Annotated in this window: 24 protein-coding genes; 7 read left to right on the plus strand and 17 right to left on the minus strand. The window is 70.0% G+C overall.

What is annotated here, in order from left to right:
- Positions 1-33: 33 nt before the first annotated feature.
- Complete coding sequence (locus ACGFIO_RS28930) at positions 34-978, minus strand: NADP-dependent oxidoreductase (RefSeq protein ID WP_392830407.1); 945 nt, start codon at positions 976-978, stop codon at positions 34-36.
- A 174-nt stretch (positions 979-1,152) separates the two neighbouring features.
- On the opposite strand from ACGFIO_RS28930, the gene ACGFIO_RS28935 reads away from it, so the two are divergent.
- Positions 1,153-2,184, plus strand: a complete 1,032-nt coding sequence (locus ACGFIO_RS28935; RefSeq protein ID WP_392830409.1) for a LysR family transcriptional regulator — start codon at positions 1,153-1,155, stop codon at positions 2,182-2,184.
- Here ACGFIO_RS28935 and ACGFIO_RS28940 read toward each other — a convergent pair.
- The 11 genes from ACGFIO_RS28940 to ACGFIO_RS28990 form a co-directional block, all read right to left on the minus strand.
- A complete protein-coding gene (locus tag ACGFIO_RS28940) occupies positions 2,106-2,573 on the minus strand; it encodes a hypothetical protein (protein WP_392830411.1) in 468 nt (155 codons plus the stop codon). The genes ACGFIO_RS28935 and ACGFIO_RS28940 overlap by 79 nt on opposite strands.
- Positions 2,570-3,676 (minus strand): ferritin-like protein, encoded by a 1,107-nt coding sequence (locus ACGFIO_RS28945; protein WP_392830413.1) that lies wholly within the window; start codon positions 3,674-3,676, stop codon positions 2,570-2,572. The genes ACGFIO_RS28940 and ACGFIO_RS28945 overlap by 4 nt, the downstream gene beginning before the upstream one ends.
- Positions 3,677-3,690: 14 nt before the next feature.
- Positions 3,691-5,568, minus strand: a complete 1,878-nt coding sequence (locus ACGFIO_RS28950) for a GMC family oxidoreductase (protein ID WP_392830415.1) — start codon at positions 5,566-5,568, stop codon at positions 3,691-3,693.
- Positions 5,569-5,596: 28 nt separating this feature from the next.
- Positions 5,597-7,000 carry a glycoside hydrolase family 15 protein gene (locus tag ACGFIO_RS28955; RefSeq protein WP_392830417.1) on the minus strand — a complete coding sequence of 468 codons (1,404 nt, stop codon included), beginning with the start codon at positions 6,998-7,000 and terminating at the stop codon, positions 5,597-5,599.
- A gap of 9 nt (positions 7,001-7,009) precedes the next feature.
- Positions 7,010-8,668: an alpha-keto acid decarboxylase family protein gene (locus ACGFIO_RS28960; RefSeq protein WP_392830418.1), complete on the minus strand. Its 1,659-nt coding sequence runs from the start codon at positions 8,666-8,668 to the stop codon at positions 7,010-7,012.
- A 29-nt stretch (positions 8,669-8,697) separates the two neighbouring features.
- Positions 8,698-9,525: an MBL fold metallo-hydrolase gene (locus ACGFIO_RS28965; RefSeq protein ID WP_392830420.1), complete on the minus strand. Its 828-nt coding sequence runs from the start codon at positions 9,523-9,525 to the stop codon at positions 8,698-8,700.
- Positions 9,525-10,556 carry a sugar phosphate isomerase/epimerase family protein gene (locus ACGFIO_RS28970; protein ID WP_392830422.1) on the minus strand — a complete coding sequence of 344 codons (1,032 nt, stop codon included), beginning with the start codon at positions 10,554-10,556 and terminating at the stop codon, positions 9,525-9,527. The genes ACGFIO_RS28965 and ACGFIO_RS28970 overlap by 1 nt, the downstream gene beginning before the upstream one ends.
- A 50-nt stretch (positions 10,557-10,606) precedes the next feature.
- The gene (gene iolE, locus ACGFIO_RS28975; protein ID WP_392830424.1) at positions 10,607-11,521 is read right to left on the minus strand and encodes a myo-inosose-2 dehydratase; all 915 of its coding nucleotides are present in this window, start codon (positions 11,519-11,521) and stop codon (positions 10,607-10,609) included.
- A 34-nt stretch (positions 11,522-11,555) separates the two neighbouring features.
- Positions 11,556-12,977, minus strand: coding sequence for a glycoside hydrolase family 15 protein (locus ACGFIO_RS28980; RefSeq protein WP_392830425.1), 1,422 nt, complete (start codon positions 12,975-12,977; stop codon positions 11,556-11,558).
- A gap of 290 nt (positions 12,978-13,267) precedes the next feature.
- Positions 13,268-13,435: a hypothetical protein gene (locus ACGFIO_RS28985; RefSeq protein WP_392830427.1), complete on the minus strand. Its 168-nt coding sequence runs from the start codon at positions 13,433-13,435 to the stop codon at positions 13,268-13,270.
- Between the two features lie 103 nt (positions 13,436-13,538).
- The gene (locus tag ACGFIO_RS28990; RefSeq protein ID WP_392830429.1) at positions 13,539-14,066 is read right to left on the minus strand and encodes a hypothetical protein; all 528 of its coding nucleotides are present in this window, start codon (positions 14,064-14,066) and stop codon (positions 13,539-13,541) included.
- Positions 14,067-14,136: 70 nt separating this feature from the next.
- On the opposite strand from ACGFIO_RS28990, the gene ACGFIO_RS28995 reads away from it, so the two are divergent.
- Genes ACGFIO_RS28995 through ACGFIO_RS29005 form a run of 3 tightly spaced genes read left to right on the plus strand, consistent with a single transcriptional unit; the run spans position 14,137 to position 18,409 of the window.
- Complete coding sequence (locus tag ACGFIO_RS28995; RefSeq protein WP_392830431.1) at positions 14,137-16,914, plus strand: BTAD domain-containing putative transcriptional regulator; 2,778 nt, start codon at positions 14,137-14,139, stop codon at positions 16,912-16,914.
- 39 nt (positions 16,915-16,953) lie between these two features.
- The gene (locus ACGFIO_RS29000; RefSeq protein ID WP_392830433.1) at positions 16,954-17,751 is read left to right on the plus strand and encodes a hypothetical protein; all 798 of its coding nucleotides are present in this window, start codon (positions 16,954-16,956) and stop codon (positions 17,749-17,751) included.
- Positions 17,752-17,782: 31 nt separating this feature from the next.
- The gene (locus tag ACGFIO_RS29005) at positions 17,783-18,409 is read left to right on the plus strand and encodes a hypothetical protein (RefSeq protein WP_392830435.1); all 627 of its coding nucleotides are present in this window, start codon (positions 17,783-17,785) and stop codon (positions 18,407-18,409) included.
- A gap of 15 nt (positions 18,410-18,424) precedes the next feature.
- Here ACGFIO_RS29005 and ACGFIO_RS29010 read toward each other — a convergent pair whose 3' ends face one another.
- The 3 genes from ACGFIO_RS29010 to ACGFIO_RS29020 form a co-directional block, all read right to left on the minus strand.
- Positions 18,425-19,267 carry an SGNH/GDSL hydrolase family protein gene (locus tag ACGFIO_RS29010; RefSeq protein WP_392830437.1) on the minus strand — a complete coding sequence of 281 codons (843 nt, stop codon included), beginning with the start codon at positions 19,265-19,267 and terminating at the stop codon, positions 18,425-18,427.
- Positions 19,268-19,321: 54 nt separating this feature from the next.
- Positions 19,322-20,203: an LLM class F420-dependent oxidoreductase gene (locus tag ACGFIO_RS29015; protein ID WP_392830439.1), complete on the minus strand. Its 882-nt coding sequence runs from the start codon at positions 20,201-20,203 to the stop codon at positions 19,322-19,324.
- Positions 20,204-20,281: 78 nt separating this feature from the next.
- Positions 20,282-20,992 (minus strand): SDR family oxidoreductase, encoded by a 711-nt coding sequence (locus tag ACGFIO_RS29020; protein ID WP_392830441.1) that lies wholly within the window; start codon positions 20,990-20,992, stop codon positions 20,282-20,284.
- A 58-nt stretch (positions 20,993-21,050) separates the two neighbouring features.
- Here ACGFIO_RS29020 and ACGFIO_RS29025 point away from each other — a divergent pair, with 58 nt between their 5' ends.
- Positions 21,051-21,413, plus strand: coding sequence for a MerR family transcriptional regulator (locus ACGFIO_RS29025; RefSeq protein WP_392830443.1), 363 nt, complete (start codon positions 21,051-21,053; stop codon positions 21,411-21,413).
- A 70-nt stretch (positions 21,414-21,483) separates the two neighbouring features.
- Here the strand turns inward: ACGFIO_RS29025 and ACGFIO_RS29030 are convergent, their stop codons facing one another.
- Positions 21,484-23,082 (minus strand): alpha/beta fold hydrolase, encoded by a 1,599-nt coding sequence (locus tag ACGFIO_RS29030; protein ID WP_392830445.1) that lies wholly within the window; start codon positions 23,080-23,082, stop codon positions 21,484-21,486.
- 206 nt (positions 23,083-23,288) lie between these two features.
- On the opposite strand from ACGFIO_RS29030, the gene ACGFIO_RS29035 reads away from it, so the two are divergent.
- Positions 23,289-23,468, plus strand: coding sequence for a hypothetical protein (locus tag ACGFIO_RS29035; RefSeq protein ID WP_392830447.1), 180 nt, complete (start codon positions 23,289-23,291; stop codon positions 23,466-23,468).
- A gap of 172 nt (positions 23,469-23,640) precedes the next feature.
- On the opposite strand, the gene ACGFIO_RS29040 is transcribed toward ACGFIO_RS29035, so the two are convergent.
- Positions 23,641-24,237 (minus strand): TetR/AcrR family transcriptional regulator, encoded by a 597-nt coding sequence (locus ACGFIO_RS29040; RefSeq protein ID WP_392830449.1) that lies wholly within the window; start codon positions 24,235-24,237, stop codon positions 23,641-23,643.
- A 63-nt stretch (positions 24,238-24,300) separates the two neighbouring features.
- Here ACGFIO_RS29040 and ACGFIO_RS29045 point away from each other — a divergent pair, with 63 nt between their 5' ends.
- The gene (locus tag ACGFIO_RS29045; protein ID WP_392830451.1) at positions 24,301-25,803 is read left to right on the plus strand and encodes a carboxylesterase/lipase family protein; all 1,503 of its coding nucleotides are present in this window, start codon (positions 24,301-24,303) and stop codon (positions 25,801-25,803) included.
- Positions 25,804-25,950 lie beyond the last annotated feature (147 nt).

The following is a 25,950-nucleotide window of genomic DNA, read 5'->3' on the forward strand; positions in this document are numbered from 1 at the left end:
CCACTGACCGCGGGTGTACGCGGCCGGTGGTGGCTACGGAAGCAGGACCAGTTTGCCGGGCGCGTGGCCGACGATGCCGGCGCGGTGGGCTTCCGCGGCCTTTTCCAGCGGGTACGTGCCGGCGATGACGACCCGCAACCGGCCTTGGACGAGTTTCTCCACCAGTTGTGGCCGGGCGGCGGCGCGGATCTCGGTACCGAGGTCGGCCCCGGGCTGGTTGCCGATCACCTTGAGGCCCTGTTCGGCCCGCCGGGGGCCGCCGGCGATGGAAGCGACGCGGTCCGGGTTGCCTACCAGTTCCAGGGAGGTGTCCAGGGCCTCGTCGGTGCCGATCAGGTCGAGGGCGGCGTCGATGCCTTCGGGGGCCGCCGCGCGGACCCGATCGATCAAGCCCGGCCCGTAGGTCACGGGCCTGGCGCCGAGACCGCGCAAGAGCTCGTGGTTGGCCTCGGACGCCGTGGCGATGACGGTGGCGCCGAGGTCGGCGGCGAGTTGAACGGCCATCAGCCCGACGCCGCCGGAGCCACCGTGGATCAGGACGCGGTCGGCCGGTCGGACCCCGGCGGCGTGCAGCGTGTGCGCGGCGGTGGTGCCGGTCAGCATCAGTGCACCGGCGGCCGGCCAGTCCACGAGCTTCGGCTTGCTGATGAGCGAACCGGGGTTCGCCACGACATAGTCGGCGTAGGCGCCGGTGACGGGGTAGACGATGACTTCGTCGCCGATCGAGACTTCGCCGCGTTCCTCGCCCACCGCCGTGACGACGCCGGCGCACTCGAGGCCGATCCGGGGGAGAGCGTCCGCGCCGACGCCGGCCTCGTCCCGGTACTTGTCGTCGATGGCGTGGAACGAGCCGCTGTAGAGCTTCCAGTCGATCGGGTTGACCCCGGCGGCCTTCACCCGGACCACGACCTGATCGGCCGCCGGGACGGGGATCGGCACCTCGACCAGGTCGAGGACTTCCGGGACGCCGTGAGACATCGGTCGGATCGTACGGGCCATGCCAACGCTCCAATGGCTTCGGTGCTTCGGTGCTTCGGCCGCGGGTGCCGGTTCGACATCAACTGAATCGCCTCGCTGACATGACGTCCAGTGCATGATTGATAGCTTGTCAGTGCGTTCGATGCACTTGTTGAAGTCGGAGGTACTCCGTCGATGAACGATCTGGACCTGAACCTGCTCTGGGTCTTCGACGCCCTGATGGAGACCGGCAGCGTGGCGGCGGCCGCGGACAAGTTGCATCTGTCGGCTCCCGCGACCAGTCGCGCGCTGGCCCGGCTGCGGCGAGCGATGAACGACCCGATCATGGTGCGGGCGGGGCGAGGGCTCGTACCGACACCGTTCGCATCACGTTCCAGGGCTCAGGTGAGAGCACTTCTCGAAACGGCGGCCCAGTTGCCGGCTGCCCCCGCCGACAGTCCCTCGACCTGGCGGCGCACGTTCGCCATCCGCATCAACGACGGGCTCACCCCGGTCATCAGCGCCCGTCTGGCCGGCCCGATCTCGGCCGAGGCGCCCGGCGTCACGCTGCGTTTCGTCGCTCAGGACTCCAAGGACCCGGAACCCCTGCGCGACGGCACCCTGGATCTCGACCTCGGCGTCGCGAACACGTCACCACCCGACCTGAACACCCACACCCTGTTCGTCGACCGGGTCGTCGCCCTGGTCGCCGCCGACTCCGACCTCGGGCGGGCGGCCGAGCTGAGCCTCGACGACATGGTGCGCTACCCCCACGTCTCGGCCTCACGGCGAGGACTGGAGTACGGACCCATCGATGACAAACTGCGTGAGGCCGGCCTGTCGCGCCGCGTCACCTCGGTAGTCCCGAACTACGCCGCCGCCGCCCTGCTGGCGCTGCAAACCGACGTGATCAGCATCGCGCCCCGGGTCCTGGCCGAGGACCTCGTCCAACGCGGGATGCCTCTGCGCTGGCACGACTACCCGCTGTCGCTTCCGCGGGTCGATGTCGGTCTCCGCTGGCATCGGCGCCTCGACGAGGATCCAGCGTCGCAATGGCTTCGCGACCACATACGCACCGCGGTCAAGCCGCTCACGACCAGGCTGGCCCGGCGAACCTCGTCGCCGAACCCGATCAGGGACCCCGCCCGTCACCGCCGGGTCAGGGAGAGCGGGACGGGAGACGGCGGGAGCTCCGGGATGCGCGGCGGGGAGGCCCACGAGCCGTAGCCGGGAGCACGCGCACCCGGTGGGTTGGCGCCGATCGCGTACCAGAGCAGGCCCTGGGAGTACGCCTGGGCCGAGGCGGTGAACGTGCCCTCGTACCCGGGAATGCCGAACCAGACGCCGCAGTACCAGAGCTTGATGATGCTGCGGACGATCGGACCGAGGCGGGGGTCGTCGAGCACCGCCCGATTCAGCTGCCCGGCCCGCTCCTGCTCGTCGTCGAGCTCGGTCACGTTCTGGCGGTAGGTCGTGAGCAGGTCGGCCACGGTCCGCTCGCCGACCACCCGGGTCACGGTCCGCAGGTAGGACTCGGCCTGACCGGTGCCGACCAGGTCGAACTCGGTGAATCCAGTGAGTTCCGAGGAGAACGCGACGAAGTCGTCCAGCATCATGACCGCCTCCGGGACGCGGGTTCGAAGGCCGGTGAGGCGTTCACACCGGGCCGGTCGGGGAACGGGTTGCGGATCAGCCGGTTGATGTCGTCGCGCAGCCGGAACATCCACGGGACGGCGTCGAGCAGTTTCTGCGGCTGACCGTTGTACGCCTCCGTCAGGAAGGCCAGGAAGTCGTCGTAGGTCCGGCCGAACTGTTCCGCGGCCGCGCGTGCCGGTGAGTCGCAGGGGTAGTCGGTCAGCTTGGTGTCGACCGCGACCGGGTAGACCGCCGAGAAGTCGACGTCCAGTCGTGGCCCGCTCGGGCGCCCGGCGAGGTCGCCCTTCTGGTAGTAGCGGGCCAGCTGGATCTGCTCGAACCGGTAGTAGTGCGAGAGTTCGCCGGCGCCGTCGTAGATGCCGCCGCCGAGGCCCTCGCCCTGCTCGGCGATCACGGTCAGGGCCCGCAGGGCGCTGGCCAGGTCGCACACCACCACCGCCTCGCCGCCACCGGAGTAGAAGTACTCGGGGCCGACCTGCCGGGCGATGTCTCCCCCGAAGAGTTCCTCGCCCCGCTCCCGGTACTCGTGTTCGAGGTAGCGCAGACCGCGCTCGATCTCGTCGTAGAACTCACCGATGCTGTAGTAGCGCACGCTCGGATCGAGCGGGCTGGCCGCCAGGACCGTGCCCGCGCCGAGGTCGGGACGCGGCAGCAGGCGCGCGTCCTCGCTGGGGGCCTTGGCCGGGCGCTCGATGTTGAGGAACGTCGTGACCGCCGCCGCCGAGAACGGCTGCACGCTGACCAGGAAGTCGACCTCGCCGCTGGGCAGGTGCACGGGATAGTCGGCGATGAAGTCGTCGACGGTCAGGTCGACGGGGAGCCCGACGGCGTTCATGACGTTGGCCACCAGGGTCAGGTGGAGCATCTCCTCGACCGCGACCACCCGGATGACGTGCTGGGCGTCGGAGTTGCTGCCGGGATGCAGGGAGTACAGCGCCGTCAGGTACGGCGGGATCGTGGCGTGCTCCAACCGCAGCGCGGCGTTGAGATACGCCTCGAGATCGGTGACGGTTCTGATCTCGGCCGGTAGCCGGCTCGACCGGAGCGTGGTCTGCTGTGTCATCTCGTGCCTAACGTTCAGTGGGTGGCGAGGGCCACCGGCCGGTCCTGATGCCGCAGCTCACGGATCAGGTGCTGCGCCGTGCGGAGATTGAGCGCGGTGGCGGTCAGGGTGATGTTGGCCGTGCCGATGGTGGGCATGCTGCCGCCGCCGGCCAGGTAGAGGTTCTCGTGTTCCCAGCTGCGCTGATTGACGTCGACGACCGAGGTGCCGGGACTGGTGCCCATGATGTGGGTGCCGGCCAGGTGGTTACCGCCGAGGATCCGGTAGCCCTCGCCGTCGAATTCCACGTAGCCGTAGTCGGACGGGTCGTAGCCGGTGTGGTCCTCGGCCCCGAGCTTCTGGAACAGCTGCTGCGACAGCCGCCGCGCGAAGGCGGCGCCGCGCATCGTGTAGTCCGGGACCTGGAACGAGATCACCGGACGCATGTTGCCGAGTTGGTCGCGGTAGCGCGGGTCGACGGTGACCCGGTTGGCCCGTTCCGGCAACACCTCGATCATGTGCGCGAACAACAGCTGCCGGCTGACCTGGTCGACCAGCGAGCGGCGCAGGTCGAACCCGTACCGGTTCTGCTCGACGATCCGGATCAGGTCGGACACCGGGGCGCCGGTGGGCCAGCCCCAGCCGTCGTTGTGGATGTCGGTGCTGAAGCTGGCCTGGTCCCGGCGGAACCGGCCGCCGCGCAGGTCGACGATGCCCGACGTGCAGTTCGTACCCCGCATCGTGCCCGCGATCTCCGGCAGCAGGGCCCAGGTGAGCAGGTACGCGTGGTCCATCAGATTCCGCCCGACCAGGTCGTTGCGGCTCTGCAGGCCGGAGGCGAGCATCAGCCGCGCGTTCTCGATCGCGTTGGTCGCCAGCACGTAGGCGCGGCCGCGAGCGAACCCGGTCCGGTACTCGGCCGAGTGGGGATCGTGGTAGTGCCGGTATTCGATCTGGGTCACCCGGCCCGTCTCCGGATCGGTGTGCACCTGGTATGCCACGGCCTGGGCGAGCAGGTCGACGCCGCGCCCGAGCGCCGTGGCCAGCGTCTTGCCGGCGTGGTATTTCGCCTGCACCGGGCAGAGCGGTACGCAGTTGTTGTTGCCCTGGCAGCGTTCACCCTCCTCGACCTGGCTGGTGCTGACCGCGCCGACCGGCACGAATCCCCGGCCGGCGTTGTACGCGGGGTTCGGGATGCCGTTCCGGCCCTGCGGGAACGGGCGCACCCTGAGCGTGACGTCCTCGTCGCCCACCCGCACCTGGGTGCCGTCGATGCCCCGGCCCACCACCTGGTCGAGATAGGACGGTGGCAGGCCCCGCATCGGGAACACGTAGTCCGGCGGATAGGTCAGGCCGAGGTAGCGCTGGTGCTCGATGTCGGCCGAGACCCCGATCTCGCGCTCGGCCTCGCGGTAGAACGGCTCCAGGTCGGCGTACCCCAGCGGCCAGGCCGGGCCCTGCCCGAAGCGTTCGGTGAGTTCGAAGTCCTCCGGCAGCATCCGCAGGATCTTCGCCTCCCAGTGCATGGTGGTGCCGCCGAGCACCCGGGTGTAGGTGGTGTCGGTGGAGTGCGGGCCGTTCTGCACCAGGTAACCGTCGGTGTTGGGCACGCCGCCCTGTATCGGGCGTGCCTCGGTGCTGCGCGGCATCGGGACCGGTTCGAGGACCGGGTACGGCGACTGGTTGTCCTTGCTGGCCGCGGCGTAGAACTCGGTCAGGTAGGCCTCGTACCCCTTGATGGTGAGGTCTTCGGACGGGGCGGCCTCGAGGACCAGGACCGAGCGGCCCTCCCGGCTGAGACGGTCGGCGATGATCGCGCCGGAGATGCCACCTCCGACGATGACGACGTCGTAGACCTTGTCGGCGACGTCGGTCGGACTGGTGCGGGCGCTGGCCCCTTCGGGAAAGATCACGGCATTTCCTCCGTACGGTTGGAGCCGCTCAGCCCTGGACGGCCAGGCCGGTCTTGGCCCGGACGGCGGAGAGGTAGGCGGCGTAGCTCCAGGTCAGGTTGCTCACGCTGCGGCAGTAGCCGCTGGTGCCGTCGAACTGCTCGCTGAGTTCGAGGTTGTCGCTGTGGTAGATGACCGCCTGGAGCATCTGGTCGCCGGCCTGTTCCAGGGCGACCGCCGCGAGCTGCGGTGAGGTGTCCGCCGCGATGCCGGCCTGGCCGAGGAAGGGTGCGGAGAGCTCGTCGTACGGCACCGCTCCCCCGCTGGTCACCTCGGCCGCCAGCCGGTAGTACAGCTCGGCGAAGTTGCAGGTGGTCAGCGCCCAGGGGTGGCCACCCTGCACAGGGTCGGACACGTCACCGTCGTAGGTGTCGCCCGGGTAGCGCCCCAGCATCGGCCCGACGCCGAGCTGCTGATCGGCCAGGTTCACCGGAAAGACCGTGGGTGATGCCGGGTCCGACCATTGCCGGCGCAGTTCGGCCGCGGTGGCGAGCAGGCGCGGGTCGGTGACGGGCACGGCACCGTAGATCGCCGCCATCACGATGTCGATGTTCGGGTCGTAGCCCGGACCGGCCGGGTCGGTGGGTGGCTGGGTGTCACCGATGAGGCTGAGATAGCGGGAACCGTCCCAGTGCCCGTCCAGCGCGCTCCGCAGCCAGTCAGCCGCCTCCGTGCACCCGGCCGGCACGGCGACGCCCACCGTGTTGGCCACCACCTCGCGGAAACAGCGCAGTTGCGCGGCCCGGGCGAAGAACGAGTGGCCGGCGTGCTCCTCCCACAGGTTGGTGGTCTGCTGCTGGTAGACGCCGAGGAGGAAATCGAGATTACGGGCGATCACCTGGCGCGCGAGATCCTGGGTCGGCTCGTCGAGCTGGCCGAAGGCGCGCAGGATGGCCACGGTCTGCAGGGCCGGCCCGTCGTTCTGCTCGGTCCACGGCCGCGAGTTTCCCTCGATCGTGAAACAGGCGTGGGCCAAGGTCGGGATGGCGTTGCCCTGGCAGATCGCGGCGAACCGGACGTAGTCCTCGAGTGGTTGGACACCGACGGCCGGCGGGGCCGGGATGCTCGACGCGGCTATCTCGATGGCCGTGATCGCGGCGTCGCGGGTCCAGTTGAACACGTAGTCCTGGTCGACGCCGGGCGAGTTGGCCGGGTACGAGGGAGCGGCGATGACGCATCCGGCCGTGGAGAAGCGACCCGGCTGCACCGGATCCTCGAACCGGAATCCGTCGGTGGCCACGTTGCGCATCATCAGGTTGAGCATGTGTTGGGCGACCGTCTCGAAATCGGTGCGCCGTACCACCGCGGTGGCACTGCCGGCCCGGGGCACGGCGTTGTCGGAGGCGGTTCGGGCCCGGGTGTGGGTGCCGGGTTCCAGCATTGTCGCGGTCATGTCCGGCTCCTAGTTCGTCTTCCAGCGGGCGTTGCTGGGAATGGATTTGTCGGCCACCACGACCTCGATGATCGAGGGAGTGTCCCAGTTGGCCAGCGCCCCGGCCATGGCTTCCTTCAGCTCCACATAGGTGGTGGCCTTCCAGCCCTGGCAGCCGAAGACGTCGGCCAGCTTGCTGTAGTTCCACGGGTGCAGGACGCAGGACTGGTAGAACGGCTTGTCGGTGGCGAAGACCGACGCGTCGGCGAGCCACTGCTCCACGCCGTACACGCCGTTGTTGATCACGAAGATGATCGGGTTGAGGCCGAAGCGGGTCTGCACGGACAGGCACTGGGCGGTCATCTGGAACCCGCCGTCGCCCGCGAAGACCAGCACCCGGTGCTTGTCGCCCTTGGCCAGACAGAGCCCGGTCGCGGCCGGGCCGATGTAGCCGATGGCCGAGTACGACGACTGCGCGACGAATCCACCGGCCGCGGGCACCCTGAGCAGAAGGCTCCCGAAGTAGTTCAGGCTCGCGTCGCTGCCGATGATGGTGTTCTCGTCGACGTACTGCGGGATGGTGTCGTAGAAGCCCTGATAGGTGATCTCGTCACCGTCGAGGGCCATCGACGGCAGTTCCCGGGCCGGCATCCGCGGCCGCTCCGGCGTCCCGCGGGTGACCTGAGCGGCCAGCAGTCCGTCCAGCACGTGCTCGAGCGCGACCTGGGCGCTGAAGAAGGTGCCGTCCTTGACCGTGTCGAACGACACGAAGGCGGTCTTGTCGAAGTCGACGTCCCAGCCCAGCGAGTTGATGTCGGTCAGCCAGACCCCGAGCGCCAGCACGAAGTCGGAGTCCCGCACCAGGTTCTTGACCGCCGTCGACGACGCCTGGCCGTCGAACACGCCGGCGAACAACGCGTCGTCCTCGGACAGCACGGCCTTGCTCAGCAGCTCGGAGACGTAGGGCACGTTCAGCTGCCGGACCAGGCGCTCGGCCCGGTCGTGCAGGCCGAGACGGTCCACCTCGATGCCGACCCAGACCAGCGGGTTGGTGGCGTTCCTGAGCCGTTCCGCCAGCCGGGCGACCGACTGCTCCAGGGCACCCTGGTCGGACAGGACCCGCGCCGGGGTCAGCACCCCGCGCGGCGGCTCACAGGCCAGATCCACCATGTCCTGGAGCAACTCGATGTAGACCGGCCGCTTGTCGGAGACGCACCGGCTGAGCGCGTAGTCGATGAGCATCGGCGCCAGGTCGGGGTTGTCCACCCGTACCGTGGCCGCCGTGATGTGCTCGAACGACTGCAGATCGGTCTCCCGCCCGCTGATGAAATGATGCGAGCTGAAACCGGTCTGCTCGAAGGTGAGCGTCTTCTTGATGCTCGGCGTGCCGTTGATCAGAACCACCGGGACCTTTTCCACGAAGGCCCCGGCGATGGCGTTCACCGCCGACAACGCACCCGCGGAGTACGTGACACAGAGCGCGCCGATCCCTTTGAGCCGCGCGTACCCGTCGGCCGCGTAGCCCGCGTTGAGTTCGTTCACCTCCTCGATGACCTCGATCGGGCTGGGCGTCACATAGCGATTCACCCACTCGATCGAGTAGTCGCCCGCGATGGAGAAGAGGTGCCCCAGGCCCAGCTGACCGAGCCGGTCGACCAGGTACTGCCCTACCGTATATTCCGGTTGCACGGTGACGCCTTCCTAGACGGGAAACCCGTTCAGTAGTCGCGCGCGGCGCCGAACAGCCGCGGCAGATAGATGTCGAAGATGCCCGGGCAGCGCCGCTCCGGGTACCGCCCGACCAGGAAGTCCCGGAAGGCGTCCCCGGTCAGCCCGTCCGCGACGGCCTGCCGGGCGGCGGCGAGATATTCGACGTTGCGGGCGACCTCGGTCTTGTCGGCCGGCAGGCCATGACCGGGCATGAACAGCTCGTAGTCGGAGGCGAGCAGGCCCTCCAGCACCCGGGTCCAGTGCTCCATCTCTCTGGTCAGATAGAGGTGGGTGCCGCTGTAGAGCAGATCCTGCGCGAAGTACACGCCCAGCTCGGGCAGGCCGACGGTGAGATGGAAGTCGACCTCCGTCTCGGTGACCTTGTCGAGGACGTAGCGCACACCGTCGATCGCGTACTCGCCCGGCTCGGCGATGTCCTGCGGCACGACGATGCCCTCGGGCGCCAGGTCACCCAGTTTCCAGTGGTCCTCGCGGGAGTCCTCGCCGTGCTCCTTGATGAAGCTCGCGGTCTCGAACAGGGCGTGCACGGGAACGTCGCGGAACGCGGTGCCCAGACCGAACCAGTGGTCAGGGTGCCGGTGCGAGAGGAAGAGCCGGTCGATCGGCTTGCCGAGGCTGTCCGCGTACTCGCGGAATCTCCTCGCGTAGGGAGCCAGGAACTGCCCGTCGATGAGCACGAGGCTGTTGCGGCTCTCGACGATGTGCGTCGCGTTCGCGATGTTGTTGCCGGTGAAGGCCGAGACGAAAGTGTGGATGCGGACCTCGCCGGCCCGCTTGACCAGCATGGTTATCGGATCCGGCAGCTGCCCGAGCATCAGGGCCTCCCCGCGGCCTGCAGCGCCGGCGACACCGCGCCGATCCGCTCGCGCAGCTCCGCCAGGGCGTCGGCGGCCACGTCGTAGGCGCTCGGCCGGCCCGGTTCCGGCTCGTCCTCCCCCGGCCGCCAGAAGCGCCGGCGGGCCATCCGCATCGAACTGTCGAACGGCGGGATCGCGTTGAACACCTCGACCAGGTACGGGCCCCGGTAGACCGGCTCCAGCTCGGCCAGGACCAGGTCCCACGGGATCCAGCTGTCGCGCACCGCGCCGCGGTCGGGTGCGGAGATGTGCACGTACAACAGCCGGTTCTGCCGTGCCGCCCGGGCCACGTTCCGCTTGAAGACCTCCGGGCCCTGGCTCTCCATCACCACCTGCGCCGTGTCGACCGTGACACCGGCCGGGGCGATGCCGCCCTCCTCGAGGAAGTCCAGCGCCTCCGACACCATGTTGGGTGGCGGCGACTCCCAGCTCTTGATCGGCTCCAGGGCGAGCCGCACATCGTTGACCGCGGCGTACTCCGCCAGCTCCCGGAACAGTGAACGCGCGTCCGCGTAGCGTGGCCGCATCCAGTCCTGCAGAGCGTCGCTCCAGATCGGCTCGCCCGCGTCGGTCGACGGGAAGACACCGTACGGGTAGAGGAACGGCCCGGACATGATGGCCGGACCGCCCAGCGCCCGGGTGATGTCCACACGCGACCGCAGATAGGCCAGCGCCTGGTTGCGCTGCTGTTCGTAGGGCGACGTGGGATCGAAGCTCCGCGTCGTCCCGACGTTGGTGGTGAACTTGGCGTCCCGCAGGCCGGCCGCGTCGAACGCCCGCTTCAGCCGGACGTAACCGTCGACGTCGAGGTTCGGGTCGGCCGTGCCCGGCCCCGGCGCGATGTGCAGGTCGAAGCCGTCGTAGCCCATGTCGGTCAGTGCTTTGAGATGACTGATCAGGGTCTGCGTGTACCGGGTGTCGTCCGGCCGCAGATCGGCGGTGAACATGAAGAAGCTGAAAAAGATCTCTCGCCTGGTGTTGTCGCTCATGGCGGTGGCTCGCTGTTCTTCCGTGGTTGTCCGTACATGCCGCGCCGCGGCTACCAGCCCAGGACCTCGGCAAGGTAGGCGCGGGCCTTCTTGGCGTACTCGAGCGGGATCGCCTTGTTCGGGTCCTGCTCGGCCTCCACGACCAGCCAGCCCCGGTAGCCGGCGTCGGCCAGCACCGCCAGGATCGGCCGGAAATCGATGGCGCCGTCACCGGGTACGGTGAAGACACCGAGCTCGACAGCATCCTGGAAGGACAGGCCTTCCTCGCGCACCCGGCTCACGACCTCGGGCCGGATGCTCTTGAGATGGACGTGGCCGATGCGGTCGGCGTGCGCCCGGGCCAGGTCCAGCGGGTCGTCGCCGGCGAAGGCGATGTGCGCGGTGTCGAGCAGCAGGTGCACCAGGGCGGGATCGGTGGAGGCCATCAACCGGTCGACGTCCGCCCGGGTCATCACCCCGGTACCCATGTGGTGGTGGTAGCTGAGCTTCATCCCGGCCGAAGTGGCGATCTTGCCCAGCTCCTCCAGGCCCGACGTCAGCGCATCCCACTGGGCGTCGGAGAACACCGGCCGGTTGGCGAACACGTCGACCGGCAGCAGGTGCGACGAGGCCCCGAACTCGGCCACCACCAGCTCGGTGCCGCCCAGCGCCTTGATGTGGGCGAGGGTCTCCTCGAAACTGTCGATCGTCTTCTGCCGCATCTTGGCGATGGTGAAATAGGTGCTCGTCCACGGCTCGGAGATCTGCAGGCCGCGCAGGGCGAGCGCGGCGTTGAGCACCGCCGGGTCGGTGGGGTACTTGTGACCGATGCTGCAGCCCTGGAAGCCGGCCAGGGCCATCTCGCTGACGGCCTGCCCGAACGGGATGCCGGCGTCGATGGACGGGAAATCGTCGTTCCACCAGAGGGTGCAGCAGACGCCCAGCTTCACCCGATCCGGGCCCAGAGCGCCGACCAGTCCTGTCATGTGACTGCCTCTTTCCGATCGTGGTCCACTTCGGTCAGACGACCGCGGCACGGGCCCGCAGGGCCGACAAGTACGAGGCGTAGCTCCAGGTCAGGTTGTTGACGCTGCGCTCGTACCCGGTCGTGCCGTCGAACTGCTCGGAGATCTCCAGGTTGTCGCTGTGGTAGATGACCGCCCGCACCATGGCGTCGCCGGTCGCGAGCAGGGCGTTCACGGCGTCCCCGGCCGCGGTCGACCGGTCGATCCCGGATTGGGCGAAGAACGGCGCGGACAGCTCGTCGAGCGGGATCCGGCCGCTCGACCGGATCTGGGCGGCGAGCAGATAGTGCAGCTCGGCCACGTTGCAGGTGGACAGGGCCCACGGGTGGCCGCCCAGTACCGGGTGGGCGGCGTCGCCGTCGTACACGTCGCCCGGGTAGCGGCCGAACAGCGGCCCGATGCCGAGCTGCTTGTCGGCCTGGTTGATCGGGTAGAAGGCGATGCCGCCCTCCTCCCACTGGGAACGCAGCTGGGCGGCCGTGGCCAGCATCCGGGTGTCGGTGCAGGGCACCGCGCCGTACACGCAGGCCTGAACGATGTCGATGTTCGGGTCGTAGCCGTCGGTCACCGGGTGCTGCGGGCTCGGCGGGCTGCCGTCGGCCGGCACGGCCAACATGCTGACGTACCTGCTGCCGTCCCAGTGACCGGCGAGGGCCTGGCGCAGCCAGTCGGCGGCCGGTCCCAGACCGCCCGGCTTGTCGATACCGGCGATCGAGGTGGCCATCACCTCCTCGAAGCAGCGCAACTGAGCCGCCCGGGCGAAGAAGCTGAAGCCGAAGTGCTCCTCCCACAGGTTGGTGGTGGGCTTGTCATAGACCGTGAGCAGGTACGCGACATTGGCGTTGACCAGGGTCACGGCGGTCGTCCGGGTCGCGGCGTCCAACTGGTCGAACGCCGCCAGAACGGTGATCGTCTGCAGGGCCGGCCCGTCGTTCTGCTCGGTCCACGGCCGGGACTCCCCGGCGATCGTGAAGCAGGCGTGGCCCTGGGTCGGCTGCGCGTTGGAGTGACAGAGAGCGGCGAACCGGACGTAGTCGTTGAGCGTCTGCACCGTCCCGCCCGGGCGCGCCGGCAGATCGGCCCGGGCCACCTCCATGGCGGTGATGGCGCCGTCGCGGACCCAGTTGAAGACGTAGTCCTCGTCGATGCCCGGGGTCTCCGCCGGGAACGACGGGGCGGCGAGAACGCAGCCCGGTTTGGAATCCTTCGAGTAGTCGCCGGGTGCCATCGGGTCGCTGAAGGCGAACCCGTCACTGGCGATGTTCCGGAACATGAGTGCGAACATGAGCGGCACGAGGGACGGCAGATCGACGTTCCCCGGAGCCAGGGAGTTCTGGACGTCGGCCCGCGGCTGCGCGGTGGCGTCCGAGCGGTTGGTGCGGGCGGGTGGGCTGACAGCGATTGCGGAGGCGGACATGCGGAGTACGCCTTTCGTGAGGTGCTTGACGAGTCCTGCGTCGCCCCGGCTCGCGAAGACCGGAAGGCGCTCATTGCGGCGTCGACAACGACATGCTGCCAGGCCCGCGGCCGCTTTTCCGGTGCTTTGACCACATAGGGCGAGACGGCCGGCCCACCCCCGGCCCCGATCCGGGCGGACGGCGCGTGACCCACCGGGACCCTTGGATTCGGCGTAGACCCGGACTCGCCGCGATCAACGTTGGTTACCGCCTCGACGCCGGGAAACCGCTCACAGGATGACCAGGGCGATCAGGATGCCGAAGGCCGACGAGCCGGACCCACCAGTTCCGGGTCCAGCGGTTCGCCGAAACGGGCCGCACCACCGGCCGCGAGCACCAGCGCCACCAGCCACAACGCCAGCACCAGCCAGCGGCGCCGCACACAGAAGTCGGCAACGCGTGTGAGTATCCCAGCCACGGCGGGTTCCCTCCCCCGATCCGGCCGCGGCGTCCTCCGCGACCTCCCGCCGTCGATGCTCGGCAACGTCGTCGCGGGAAAGCACCAACCACGGGTGGGGACATCACTGCTTACGTGTCCACGCGCCGTACTGGGCCGGGCCGATGACCTCGCTGTCCCGCTCGGCCAGGGCGGAGCGGAGCCGGTCGCCGAGGGAATCGTCGAAGCGCAGGCCGCCGGGCAGCGACAGACCGGCGGCGGTCAGCGCGGGTTCCAGGCTGACCAGCGACATGGCCAGCCAGTCGACGACCATCGAATCCGGGCCGCCCACCGGGGTGACCGATTCGATGCGCGGCGCCGGAAGGCCGGCGTCGAGGAACGTCCGGTGGATCCGCCGCCCGAAGTCCGGTGTCGCGCCGGCGGCCCGGTAGACCGTCGCCAGCAGCCGGTAGCTGTCGTCCCACACGTCACAGACCGGCCAGGTCGGATGCGCTTCGGTCAGGTCGATCTCGTGGAAGATCAAGACGCCGCCGCTACGCAGCATTCCCGCCAGATGGCGCAGAGCATCGGCCGGGGCCGGCAGGTACAGCAGGATGTACCGGCCGACGACCGCGTCGAACACGACGTCGGTCCGGAACCGGTCTGTCCGCATTGGCCGGTCAGCGAGGTATATTCCCCCGGCGACCGGAACATCGACGACCTCCGAGCGGCGGGGAGAAGCGTTGCGGATCCAGGTCCTGGGCCCGGTTCGGATCTGGCACGACGGCCAGGCGTTGGAGGGCGGTCCGCCCGCGCAACGCGCGCTGCTGGGACTCCTCGCTCTCGATCGCGGCCGGCCACTGTCGCGAGACGAACTGCTCGCCGGCGTCTGGTACGGCCGGCGACCACCCGCCTCGGCGGCGAACGTCCTGCAGACCTACGTCAAACGGCTCCGGCGGCTACTCGAACCGGACCGCGCGGGCCACGCCGCGGGAACGGTGCTGAGCCGCGTGGGTGACGGGTACGTCCTCGACCTGCCGGCCGACGACGTCGACGTGGCCGCCTTCCAGCGGCTGGTGCGTACGGCGGGCGAGATCCGGCGGTCCGGCGAGCCCGACGCGGCCGCCGTGCTGCTGCGTGACGCGCTCGACCTGTGGACCGGTGCTCCGCTGGCCGACGTCCCGCATCTCGCCGACCACCCCCGGGTCGCCGGCCTGTCGGCTCAACGGCAGGACGCCCTCGGCGCGTACGGCGAGGCCATGCTGGCCGCGGATCGGGCCGGCGAGGCGGTGGACGTGTTGGAGGAGGTGGCGCGGAGCCGGCCGTTCGACGAGGTCGCGCAGGCCCGGCTGATCCGCGCCTACCATGCCACCGGGCGCCGCGACCGCGCTTTCCGCGCGTACCACGTCACCCGCCGTCGGCTGTCCGGCGAACTCGGCGTCTCGCCCGGCCCCGAGCTGACGGCCGTCCACCGGACGCTGCTGGAGGAGGCCCCGGAGGGCCCGCCGGCGTCCGTCGTCCTGACGCGGACACCGGCCCAGCTGCCGGCCGACGTCCCGGATTTCACCGGCCGGGAGACCGCGCTCGACGACCTCGACGCGCTGACCGGCGCGGGCGCGGTGGGGGTGATCTCCGGTACGGCCGGCGTGGGTAAGACGTCACTCGCGGTCCACTGGGCCCACCGGGCCGCCGACCGTTTCCCCGACGGGCACCTCTACGTCGACCTGCGGGGATTCGACGACTCCGGGGCCGTGGCGGACCCGCACGAGGTGCTGCGGCGCTGCATCGAGGCGCTGGGCGTACCGGCCGACCGGATCCCGGCCGACCCCGAGGCCCGGACCGCGCTGTACCGCAGCGAGCTCTATCGCCGGCGCGTGCTGGTGCTCCTCGACAACGCCCGGGACTCGGCCCAGGTACGGCCCCTGCTTCCGGGTGGCCCCGGCTGCGTGGTCGTCGTGACCAGCCGGAACCGGCTGGCCGACCTGGTCGCCGTCGAGGGAGCGCGGCCCGTTGCGGTACCGCCGATGTCCGACGCCGACGCGCGGAGGTTGCTGACGCTTCGCGTCGGCGCGGCCCGAGCCGCGGCCGAACCGCAAGCCCTGGACTACATCGTCGAGAAATGCGCCGGCCTGCCGTTGGCCCTGACGATCGCGTCCGCCCGGGTCGCTACCAGCGTCACGCTGTCGCTCGGCACGCTGGCCGCGCAACTGGGCGACGGCCGGGACGGCGGGTCGCTCGATGCCCTGTCCACCGGAGAGCCGGCGGCCGATCTGCGTACCGTGTTCTCCTGGTCCTACGCCGCCCTCAGCGAGGGTGCCGCCCGGCTGTTCCGTGGTCTCGGCCTGCACCCGGGCCCGGACTGTTCGCTGGTGAGCGCGGCCGCCGCGGCCGGTTTGCCCACGGCCGGGGCCAAGGCCGCCGCGGCCGAACTGGGCCAGGCCAATCTGGTCCAGGAACGGGCCGGTGACCGGTACGGGCTGCACGACCTCGTTCGCGCGTTCGCCGCCGACACGGCCCACCGGATCGATCCGCCGCCCCGCCGCCGAGCGGTCACACACCTCATCGTCGACCACTATCTGCACACCGCCTATCGCGCGGACGCGCTGATCAGCGGCAAGCTTCGCTTCCCACCGGTCCGACCGGTTGCCGGCGCGCGGCCGGAGCACTTCACGGGTACGACCGAAGCGCTCGCCTGGTTCCGCGCCGACCACGCCGTACTCCTGGGAATCGTCGATCTCGCCGCCGCCGAACGGTTGGATGCCCAGTGCTGGCAACTCGGTGTCTGCCTGGGCGCCTACCTCGACCGCGGCGGCCACTGGCACGAGCTGGCGGCCGTCGAGCAGACCGCGCTGCGGGCCGCCGGGCGCGCGGGCGACCACGTTGGCCGGGCCGTCGCCCACCGGATGCTGGCGCGCGCGTACACCCGGCTCAACCGATTCGACCAGGCGCAGACCGAACTGTCCGAGGCGTTGTCCGTCGGCCGTGCCCTCGGCGACCGGACCGACCAGAGCCTCAGCCACCTCGCCCTGTCGCTCGTCATGGAGCGGCGCGGTCGGCCGGACCAGGCCTATCACCACGCCCGCCGTGCCCTCGACCTGGTCGAGGCCGGCGGCGATCGCTCCGTTCGCGCGCGTGCCCTCAGCGCGGTCGGTTGGTACCTCACCCTCCGCGACGAACATCGCGAGGCGATCGACCTCTCCACCCGCGCGCTCGCCGACCTCACCGATCTGGGCGACCTGAACGGTCAGGCCAACACCTGGGAGAGCCTGGCCAACGCGCACCGCCATCTCGGCGAGTACGCCGAGGCCGTCGAGTGCTACCGCCGGGCGGTGCGGCTGTACGGCGAGATCGGGGACCGGCACCTGGTCGGCATCACGTTGATCCGCAGCGGCGACAACCACGAGGACCACGGCCGGCATGAGGCCGCGCGTACGGCGTGGACCGAGGCTGTGACGGCCCTGGACGGCCTCGGCGTACGCGACATCGACGACGCCAGGACCCGGCTCGCTCGGACCCGATAAACCGTCCAGCGACCATCCAGTCGGCGTCCATCGGCGTCCATGAGGATGCTCTTCGAGCATGTCCCGCCGTCGAAGGAGACCCGGTTGCCGACCTTCCACCACCTCAACCGCCGCCTACTCGGTCGCCTCGCGATACTGGCGACCCTGGTAACGGCGGCCACGGTGCAGCTTCTCGTCCCGAGCCCGGCGCGGGCCTCAGCACCGCGCTATCTCAACATCCACGAATGCCGGTATTACGTGCCCGCGCTGGCCGACCACTTCGTGACCATCCGGCCCACCAGCATCGGCGGCACCAACGTCTCCAACAGCGCGGACACCAGCGTCACCTGCCGGTCGAATCTCGACTTCCCGCCCGGCGCCCCGACCGAGGGCTTCCCGGCCGGCTACATCTACCTCTGGGGTGCGTCGCAGGTACGCCCCCTCGACCTGACCGCCGGCCGTTACCTCAATCTCCACCAGTGCGTGATCTACAACAACAACGACCCGGACATGCTCACCTCGCTGATGCCGACCGCGTCCACCGGCACCAACGTCTCGAACGTTCCCGCCGGCGCCCCCAGCTGCGTGGTACCGGCCGCGCCGGGCTGGGGCTATCTGCCGCAGAACTCGGGAGTCGCGGCGCTCGACCTGACCGCCGGCCGATATCTCAACCTCCACCAGTGCGTGTACCGCAACTCCGGTAACCAGGACTTCCACACGACGTTCCTGCCGACCAGTTCCGGCGGCACCAACGTGCGGGACACGCCGGACACGGCGGTGGCCTGCGCACCGGCGCCTTCCGGCTGGTCCTACGTGGCCGCCTTCTCCGGCGTCATGGTCTTCGACCTGCGAGGCTGATGTGAAACGTGCACTCATTGTCCTTGTCCTGATGCTCGGCGGCGTAATGGCACCGGCGAGTCCCGCCGCGGCGGCCCCGGTCTGCACCGCCAGCGCCACCTATCCGAACATCGTCGCGTCCTGTGTGAACGGTGACGCCACGAGCAGCTTCCGGGTCACCTTCCAGTGCCGGAACCCACCGGCGCTCAACGACTACATCGCCGCGTCGCCGTGGACACCGACCAATCAGACGATCACCTTCCCGTACCGATGCCCGTACGGCGGCACCGAGGACCAGGTGCTGGTCGAGGTGCGAGCATCGACCGCCCCGCCGCCCTCGCCCCCGCCTTACTACTACCGCTACCGCTCCTACGGCCACGGCGAACAGTGCAACGAGACCGGAGCGGCCGGGGCGGCCGCCGGCACGTGGTCGCGGTATTTCTGCGAGGTCGTGGTCCCGGCCACCTGGAGCGCGCCCGGTCTCTACTACCTGTGGGTGTCAGGCCCGTCAGCGTCGGCGCGGCGGGCCGGCGGGAATCCGTGGGTGCCTGGCCGCTTTGCGGCTTCCGGCGACCGGCCCCGAGCCACGACAATTGCCGGGGTCGGTCGCCTCCCGGGAGTGCGAGACAGTGGAAGAGAGGTTCGCCGACGTCAACGACGGCCGCTGAAAGGGCGCTGAAACGGCGCCGGCGGGCTACCAGGTGAAGCGGCCCGGGTAGGTCGCGTCGGCGATCCGGTTCTGGCCTTTGGCGTTGGGATGGAAGTAGTCGAGCTGGTTGACCAGGTCCAGGTCGAACCGTACGGCGTGGACGGCGCCGCCGTCCCAGCGGCAGCGCCGGCCGTACGCCGCGCAGGCCTGCCGGAGCTGCTCGTCGTAGTCGTCCAGCCGGTCGCGGACCCGGCCGCGGCGCTGCGTGTCGGCGTCGGCGGTCGAGGCCGGCCGGCTCAGCAACGACTGGCACACTCCCCTGCTCCAGGCCCGCACCGCGCGCTCGTCGTCCTTGCCGACCTTCCACAGCCGGTAGACGTCCGGGAGGCTGACGATCAGGATGCGCGACTTGGGAAGTCCCTTTTTGAGCCGGGTCAGGCCGGCGTCGATGCCGGCCCGGAACTCCCGCGCCGAGGTCATGTCGTCCACCCGGCCGGTGCAGGCGTCGTTGACCCCGATCATGACTGTCACGTACGCGGGTTTGGCCTGGACCGCCCGATCGGCCTGACCGGCGAGGTCCTCGGCTCGCGCACCGGGTGCCGCGAAGTTGTCGTTGTTGCCTCTGATCTTGTCGTTGGCGTCCCGGATCCGGAGGTAGTGGCTCTCCACCGCGGAGCCGCCGCCGGTTGACCACGAGTTGCGGCTGCACGCCACCAGGGTCACGCAACTGCCGACTCCGGCGGTGATCGAGTCGCCGAGCGCGGCCATCGAGGCCGGGTAGCCCGGCCTCGGCCGGCTGGTCGGGGCGGGGGCGGCGCCGCCCCCGCCCTCACAGGCCAGCGCGAAGACGGCGAGCAGAGCGATGCAACCGACGTGCCACCGACGCATCCGCCCACTATCGCACGGCGTGACTAAAGGATCACCTCTGGTAACTCGGCCGGGTCAGGCGAACTGAGGGATGACCTCCTGCGCGAATCGCTGCATGGGCTCGTGGTCGTACGCCACCCGGGGCACATAGACGATCACGTAGTCGGCGCCCGCCTCGGCCATCCGCTCGATCCGGCCCACGGTGTCCGCCGAGGACTCGTTCAGGTCGAGCTCCAGGCTGGTCGACTTGGTGATCCGGTCGTAGTCGCGGCCCAGATCGTCGCAGTGGCCACGCAGCACGTCGAGCTTGCGGCGGATCAGCTCCGGATCGCCACCACCGACGTTGCAGGCATCGGCGTACCTGGCGACCAGCTTCAGCGTCACCTTCTCGCCGCCACCACCGATCCAGAACGAGGGGTGCGGCTTGCGTACGCCCTTGGGCTCGTTGATCGGCCGGTCGATCGAGTAGTACTTGCCGGAGAACTCGGGCCGCGGCTCGGTCCACATCTTGTGCACCACCTCGACCGCCTCCCGGAACGCGGCCATCCGCTGGGGCACGTCGGCCCACTCGTAGCCGTACGCCTTCCACTCCTGCTCGTACCAGCCGGCGCCGATGCCCGCGTAGAGCCGGCCGTGGCTGGCCACATCGACGGTCGACGCGATCTTGGCGTACAGCGACGGGTGGCGGTAGCCGTTGCAGCCCACCATCTGGCCGATGTTGACCCGGCTGGTGTCCCGGGCCAGGGTCGAGGTGACCGTCCAGCACTCGAACGTGGTGTTGAGGGTGGGTTCCGGAATGGTGTGGAAATGGTCGTACACCCAGACCGAGTCCCACGGCCCCGCGTCGGCCCGGCGAGCGACGGCGGTCATCGCCTCGTACTGCTCGACCGGGTCGGCGATCTCCGTCAGGTCCATCTTCCAGCCCTGCGGCACAAACACTCCGAAGCGCATGCTCATGATCGCAACCTATCGCGATCCTGGCCGATGCGAACGCCTGGATCCGGAACCGCCGAGCCGACGCGGGGACGGCTGGGATCAGCCGAAGAGGGCGCCGGGAATGTCGGCGTAGAAGAGGGCGGGGTCACGCGAGAGGGAGGCCTTGACGTTGGCGGTGGGACTGTCGGCGACGACCTCGAGCCGGCCCGCCTCCAGGCCGTCCAGGGCCATGGCGACCACGTCGCGGGGCGGGAGCTTGGGGATGTCGTACGCGGCCATCATGTCGGTGTCAGCGATGGCCAGGGCCAGGGCGGTGACCTGGGTCTTCTGGTCGGCCAGCTCGAGCCTGACGCCGTTGGTCAGTGACCACTCGGCCGCCTTGGAGGCGGCGTAACCGTTGCTCGACGGGGCGAACGAATACCAGCTCAGCGCCGAGATGACGTTGAGGATGGCACCTCCGGCGAGCCGGGCGGCGAAGGCGCGGGTGACGTCGAGCGTGCCCCAGAAATTGGTCTCGAACTCGCGGCGGATGTTCTCCGTGGACGGGCCGAGCAGGGGGGCGTCGGTGGAGATGCCGGCGTTGTTGATCAGGATGTCGAGGTCGCCCACCTCGGCCGCCGCGGCCTCGATGGACGCGGGGTCGGTGATGTCCAGCCGGAGGGGCACGACGCCGGGGATGTCGACGCTTTCGGGCCGGCGGGCGGTGGCGTACACGGTGGTCGCGCCGCGGGCGAGGAGGGCCTCGGCGAATGCCTTGCCGAGGCCGCGGTTGGCCCCGGTGACGAGGGCCGTTGTGCCGTTGATCTGCATCCCACTACGCTAAAACCTCACGTTGACGTCAGAGGCAAGTTTTGCGAGGTGGATCACTGTGCGGATCGGCGACCTGGCGACCAGGACGGACGTGAGCGTGCGGGCGCTGCGGTACTACGAGGAACAGGGACTGCTGGCCTCGACACGCAGCGACAGCGGGCAGCGGCTCTACGAGAACGCGGCCGTCCACCGGGTCCGGCTGATTCAGCAGCTGTACGGTGCGGGGCTCTCCAGCAAGACGATCGCCGACCTCCTGCCGTGCGTCGACGCCAAGGTCAGCACGCCCGAGTCGCAGGCGCGGCTGGTGGCCGAGCGGGACCGGGTCGACCAGCAGATCGCCGAACTGATCATGGCCCGCGACCGGCTCAACGACATCATCGACGCGACGTCGCAGCCGAACCCGCAATGCGACTACACCTGAGCGCGGTTCTGAAGCGAGACGGCCCGGGAGCCCATTCGGACTCCCGGGCCGTTCGATGCTCCGGCGCGGGTCAGCGCACCGGGGGCGCCGCCTTACGCAGCGTCGCCTTGAGGGTGCCGCTGCCGGTGGACGCGAGCGTCTTGGCCGCCGCGGCCGTCGGGTCCGGCGGCGGGACCGGGTCGCACTGCTTGTCGGACCGATTGCCGCGGACCCGGTTGGGCAGAGCGCCGTTGTCCAGGTACGCCGCGATCGTGTCGTCGGTGCAGGCGATGCCGCTCAGCGAGCCCGCGTGCGTGGTGCCGCCGACGCCCTCGACCAGGACCGAGCGGGGGAACCGCTTGCGGATCTCGATGCTGCCGGCGTACGGCGTGGCCGCGTCGTTGGTCTCACTGATCAGCAGGATCGACGGGGCCTTCTTGCCGTTGACGTCGACCGGCGTGCCGACGTCACCCTTCCAGAACACGCAGGGCGCGTTGAACCAGGCGTTGTTCCAGGTGATGAACGGGTGCTCGGCGTAGATCCGCCAGTTGTCCCGCTCCCACTTGTTCCAGTTCGTGGGCCACCGCACGTCGGTGCACTGGGTGCCCAGGTAGACCGCATAACCGTTGTCCGTGCCGGGGCCGGGCTCCGGGTAGAGGTCGAGCAGACCGGAGGCGTCGCCGTCGTTGACGTAGGCCGAGAACGCGCCGGCCACATCGGCCCAGCCGTACACGTAGTAGCCGGCCGAGACGAAGATGTCGTTCCACTCGTCCGGGCCGATCTTGCCCGCGGCCGGCGCCGCCCGCAGCTTCTGCAGCGTGGCGTAGTACTTGGCCTTCACCGCCTTGCCGGTGGCACCCAGGTGGTACACCGCGTCGTACCGGGCCACCCAGGCGAAGTACGTGTCCATGTTCTTGTCGAACTGGACGTCCTGGCTCAGGTTGGCGTCGTACCACACGCCACGCGGGTCGACGACGCCGTCGAAGACCATCCGGCGCACCTGGGCCGGATGCAGCGTGGCATAGACCTGACCGAGGTACGTACCGTACGAGAAGCCGTAGAAATTGATCTGCTTCTCACCCAGCGCCTTGCGGATGCTCTCCATGTCGGCCACGTTGTCGGTGGTCTTCAGATGGTCGAGCAGCGGGCCACCGGCGCGCCGGCACGCCTGCGCGTACGCCTGGGACCGGGCCAGCCAGGTCCTCTCCAGCTGGGCGGTGACCGGCACGTAGTAGGGCCGGTTGTAGCCGGCGACGTTGCCGTCACAGGACAGCGACGGCACGCTGGAGCCGACCCCGCGCGGGTCGAAACCGATCCAGTCGTAGTCGAGCCCCACATCGTTCGGGATCGCCGACTGCAACACCGAGTAGATCAGCCCGGAACCGCCCGGCCCACCCGGGTTGACCAGCATGACGCCCTGATAGTCGGCGGCGGCCGACGTGTGCTTGAGCCGCGACACGGCGAGCTGGATCTTGGTGCCGCCCGGCCGCGCGTAGTCCAGCGGGACGACCACGAACCCGCACTCGGCGCCGCGCGCCTTCAGTGTCGAATTGTCACATGCGCCCCAGTTGATCGGAGGCGGCGTGTAACCCGGGGTGCCGCTGTGAGCCTGCGCCGCCGACGGGACCATGCTTCCGCCGATCACCAGCCCGACAGTCGCGGCGACGGTTGCCGCCAGAAGTCGTCTCATACCGAGCCCTTCGTCCACGTTCGCCCGCAAAGGGGGTGCGAGCAGGCCACACGTGGTGCCGGCCCGCACTCGGGCGATCATCGGAGACTAGCCATCCAGACCCGGCGATGAGGCTGTCCGTTAGGGCAGATTTCTCGAGTACGCACAGCTCCGGCCGCTGCGGGCGTTCCTCCACGCGACCGGCGCCGGCGTGCGAGCATTGTCGGATGGACGAGAAGCCCGGCGATCTCGACAGCGAACGTGTTCGCGCCGCCCGGTTCGGCGAACTGCCGGCGCGGATCCATCCCACCACCACCGTGGAGACGGTCGCGACGACGTCGCCCCGTGATCGGCCGGAGGCGGCGGGCTCCGAGGAACAGCGTCAGATCCTTCTCGCCGGGGGCTGATCAGGCCTAGGCAGGGCGGCGCCGCGCCGGAACGCTGAGAGTTTCGCGGGCCGGCGGCCGCGTCCACGGTGCTCGTCCATGTCTGGCGCGGTCAAGCAGCCCAGCCCCGCTCACCGGCCGCGGAGACCCCGCATTCGTACAGGTCGGGCGCGGTCAAGCAGCCCAGCCCCGCTCACCGGCCGCGGACCGCGGCGACCGCGCGTTCGTACAGGTCGGGCAGCGGTGTCGAGCCGCCCCGGCGCACCCATTCCTCGACCGCCACATCGAGGCAGCTGAGCGCGGCCGCCACCAGGGCGGTCGCGGCCAGCTGGTCCGGTTCGGCGCCCGGCCGGCGAAGCCGCCGCTCGATCACCGGGGCCAGGGCGGCCCGCCAGGCGGCGCGTTGCTCGAGGTGGCGGGCCCGCAGGACCGGATCGCCGTTGACGAGCCGGGTGAACGCCAGGGCCCGCTCGGTGGGCTGCGCGGCGTCCGGGAGGCTCTCGGCGGCCCGCTGCAGCGCGAGCCATGGGTCTTCGTCCGCCGGGCGGGCGGTGAGTGCGTCCACCAGCGTCGCGATCTGCTCGTCGGTCCGGCCGAGGACCAGGTCCTCCCGGGTGCCGAAGTATCGGTAGAACGACCGCCGGGACACGCCGGCGGCATTGACGATGTCGTCCACCGACGTCTCGGCGAACCCGGACTCCAGCATCAACTCGATGGCTTTCAGCCGGATCTGTTCGCGCATCTCCTGCTTGATGCGGGCGCGCAGGTCCGGGGAGGCGTGGGAAGGCACGAACTCAATCTAGCAGACCTGGCACGTTGCGCCTTGTTGGCACAGCGTGCCACCATGGATCGCATGACTGACCGCTTCGTCACCGTGACCACGGCCGACGGCGCCCTCCGGGGTGCGCTCGGCAACGGCATCAAGACCTTCCTGGGCGTGCCCTACGCGGCGGCACCCGTGGGTGAACTCCGCTTCGCCGAGCCCGCGCCGGTCACGCCGTGGACGGGCGTGCGCGACGCGCTCGAACCGGGACCGACAGCTCCGCAGCAGGCTCGTCGCACCTTCGCCGGCCTCGACATGTTCTCGGTCACCGGAGCCGAGTGGCGCCCCGGACCGGAATACCTGACCGCGAACGTGTGGGCGCCCGCCGCGGCGCACAACGCGCCGGTCATGGTCTACATCCACGGCGGCGGACTGGTGATCGGCAGCAAGGACGCCGCCGTCTACTCCGGAGCCCGGTTCGCCCGCGACGGCGTGGTAGCGGTCAACCTCAACTACCGGCTCGGGGCCGAGGGATTCCTGCCGATCCCCGGGGCGCCGACCAACCTCGGTCTGCGCGACATGCTCGCGGGCCTGCGATGGGTACGGCGAAACATCGACGCCTTCGGCGGTGATCCCGAGAACGTCACCGTCTTCGGCGAATCGGGCGGGGCCATCGCCGTGGCCTGCCTAATGACCAGCCCCCTGAGCCGCGGGCTGTTCCGCCGCGCCGCGGTCCAGAGCGGTCACGGCTCGGCCGTCTACCCCCTCGAGATCGCTCGACGGACCGTGGAAGCGCTGGCGAAGGAGCTGGGCGTCGAAGCGTCGGTCGACGGCTTCCGCTCCGCCGGCCCCGGCCCGACCGTGGCCGCGTTGAGCCGGATCTCCCGCCCGGGCCGGCTCGACCTGACCGACGACAACGGCTACGACCCCTCCTTCGGCCTCGGAAAGATCGACCCGGTCTACGGCGACGACGTGCTCCCCCACCATCCGCTGCGGGCGCTGGCGCGAGGCGCCGGCGCCGACGTCGACCTCCTGATCGGGACGACGAGCGAGGAAGCGCGGTTCTGGTTCGGGCCGACCCGGATGCAATACCTGCCCCGCCCGGCGGCCCGATTCCTGCTGCGGCGCATGACCCCGCGCGCGGACGAACTCTTCACGGCGTACGCCCGCGCCTTCCCGGCCGAACGCGGCGGCGCGACGCTCATCCGGGTGCTGTCCGACCTCTCCTTCCGCCGGCCGGCCCGGCAGTTCGCCCAGGCCCATCCGGGCCGGACCCACATGTACGAGTTCGAGTGGCGATCGCCCGCGGCCGGCGGCCGGCTCGGCGCGGCACACGGCATGGAACTGCCGTTCGTCTTCGACACCCTCGACACCGTGACCGGGCCGGGCAAATTAGCCGGCGACAACCCGCCGCAGTCCCTCGCCGACCACACCCACCGGCTCTGGATCGACTTCGCCGCCACCGGCGAACTCCCCTGGCCCCCCTTCGACCCCCGGACGCGGCCGGTCTACCAGATCGCTCGCCGGGAGCCCATCCACGAGGAGCCGCTCGTCGCCACCACCCTGCTTGAAAGCAGCGGGTCAGTGACGTGACCGAAGGCCCGCCGCGCCGGTCGGCGGCGATAGCGGCGAGGGCCCCGATGACGATGCCCGCGAGCAGCGGTCCGCGCATGTCGATGCCGCTCCGGGTGAGGTGAGCTCTCCGGTCGGATCTGCGCGGTCATCGGTTTACCGGTACCG

The organism is Actinoplanes sp. NPDC049265, from assembly GCF_043197135.1.
In the GTDB taxonomy this organism is placed as follows: domain Bacteria; phylum Actinomycetota; class Actinomycetes; order Mycobacteriales; family Micromonosporaceae; genus Actinoplanes.

Coding starts and splice junctions, on each gene's coding strand:
- iolE (WP_392830424.1), bottom strand. CDS start 11,521: ATGACAGGACTGGTCGGCGCTCTGGGCCCGGATCGGGTGAAGCTGGGC.
- ACGFIO_RS29015 (WP_392830439.1), bottom strand. CDS start 20,203: ATGAGCATGCGCTTCGGAGTGTTTGTGCCGCAGGGCTGGAAGATGGAC.
- ACGFIO_RS29010 (WP_392830437.1), bottom strand. CDS start 19,267: ATGCGTCGGTGGCACGTCGGTTGCATCGCTCTGCTCGCCGTCTTCGCG.
- ACGFIO_RS28965 (WP_392830420.1), bottom strand. CDS start 9,525: ATGCTCGGGCAGCTGCCGGATCCGATAACCATGCTGGTCAAGCGGGCC.
- ACGFIO_RS29020 (WP_392830441.1), bottom strand. CDS start 20,992: ATGCAGATCAACGGCACAACGGCCCTCGTCACCGGGGCCAACCGCGGC.
- ACGFIO_RS28930 (WP_392830407.1), bottom strand. CDS start 978: ATGTCTCACGGCGTCCCGGAAGTCCTCGACCTGGTCGAGGTGCCGATC.
- ACGFIO_RS29000 (WP_392830433.1), top strand. CDS start 16,954: ATGAGGATGCTCTTCGAGCATGTCCCGCCGTCGAAGGAGACCCGGTTG.
- ACGFIO_RS28940 (WP_392830411.1), bottom strand. CDS start 2,573: ATGATGCTGGACGACTTCGTCGCGTTCTCCTCGGAACTCACTGGATTC.
- ACGFIO_RS28990 (WP_392830429.1), bottom strand. CDS start 14,066: ATGCGGACAGACCGGTTCCGGACCGACGTCGTGTTCGACGCGGTCGTC.
- ACGFIO_RS28970 (WP_392830422.1), bottom strand. CDS start 10,556: ATGAGCGACAACACCAGGCGAGAGATCTTTTTCAGCTTCTTCATGTTC.
- ACGFIO_RS29035 (WP_392830447.1), top strand. CDS start 23,289: ATGGACGAGAAGCCCGGCGATCTCGACAGCGAACGTGTTCGCGCCGCC.
- ACGFIO_RS29030 (WP_392830445.1), bottom strand. CDS start 23,082: ATGAGACGACTTCTGGCGGCAACCGTCGCCGCGACTGTCGGGCTGGTG.
- ACGFIO_RS29005 (WP_392830435.1), top strand. CDS start 17,783: ATGCTCGGCGGCGTAATGGCACCGGCGAGTCCCGCCGCGGCGGCCCCG.
- ACGFIO_RS28945 (WP_392830413.1), bottom strand. CDS start 3,676: ATGACACAGCAGACCACGCTCCGGTCGAGCCGGCTACCGGCCGAGATC.
- ACGFIO_RS28935 (WP_392830409.1), top strand. CDS start 1,153: ATGAACGATCTGGACCTGAACCTGCTCTGGGTCTTCGACGCCCTGATG.
- ACGFIO_RS28955 (WP_392830417.1), bottom strand. CDS start 7,000: ATGACCGCGACAATGCTGGAACCCGGCACCCACACCCGGGCCCGAACC.
- ACGFIO_RS28980 (WP_392830425.1), bottom strand. CDS start 12,977: ATGTCCGCCTCCGCAATCGCTGTCAGCCCACCCGCCCGCACCAACCGC.
- ACGFIO_RS29045 (WP_392830451.1), top strand. CDS start 24,301: ATGACTGACCGCTTCGTCACCGTGACCACGGCCGACGGCGCCCTCCGG.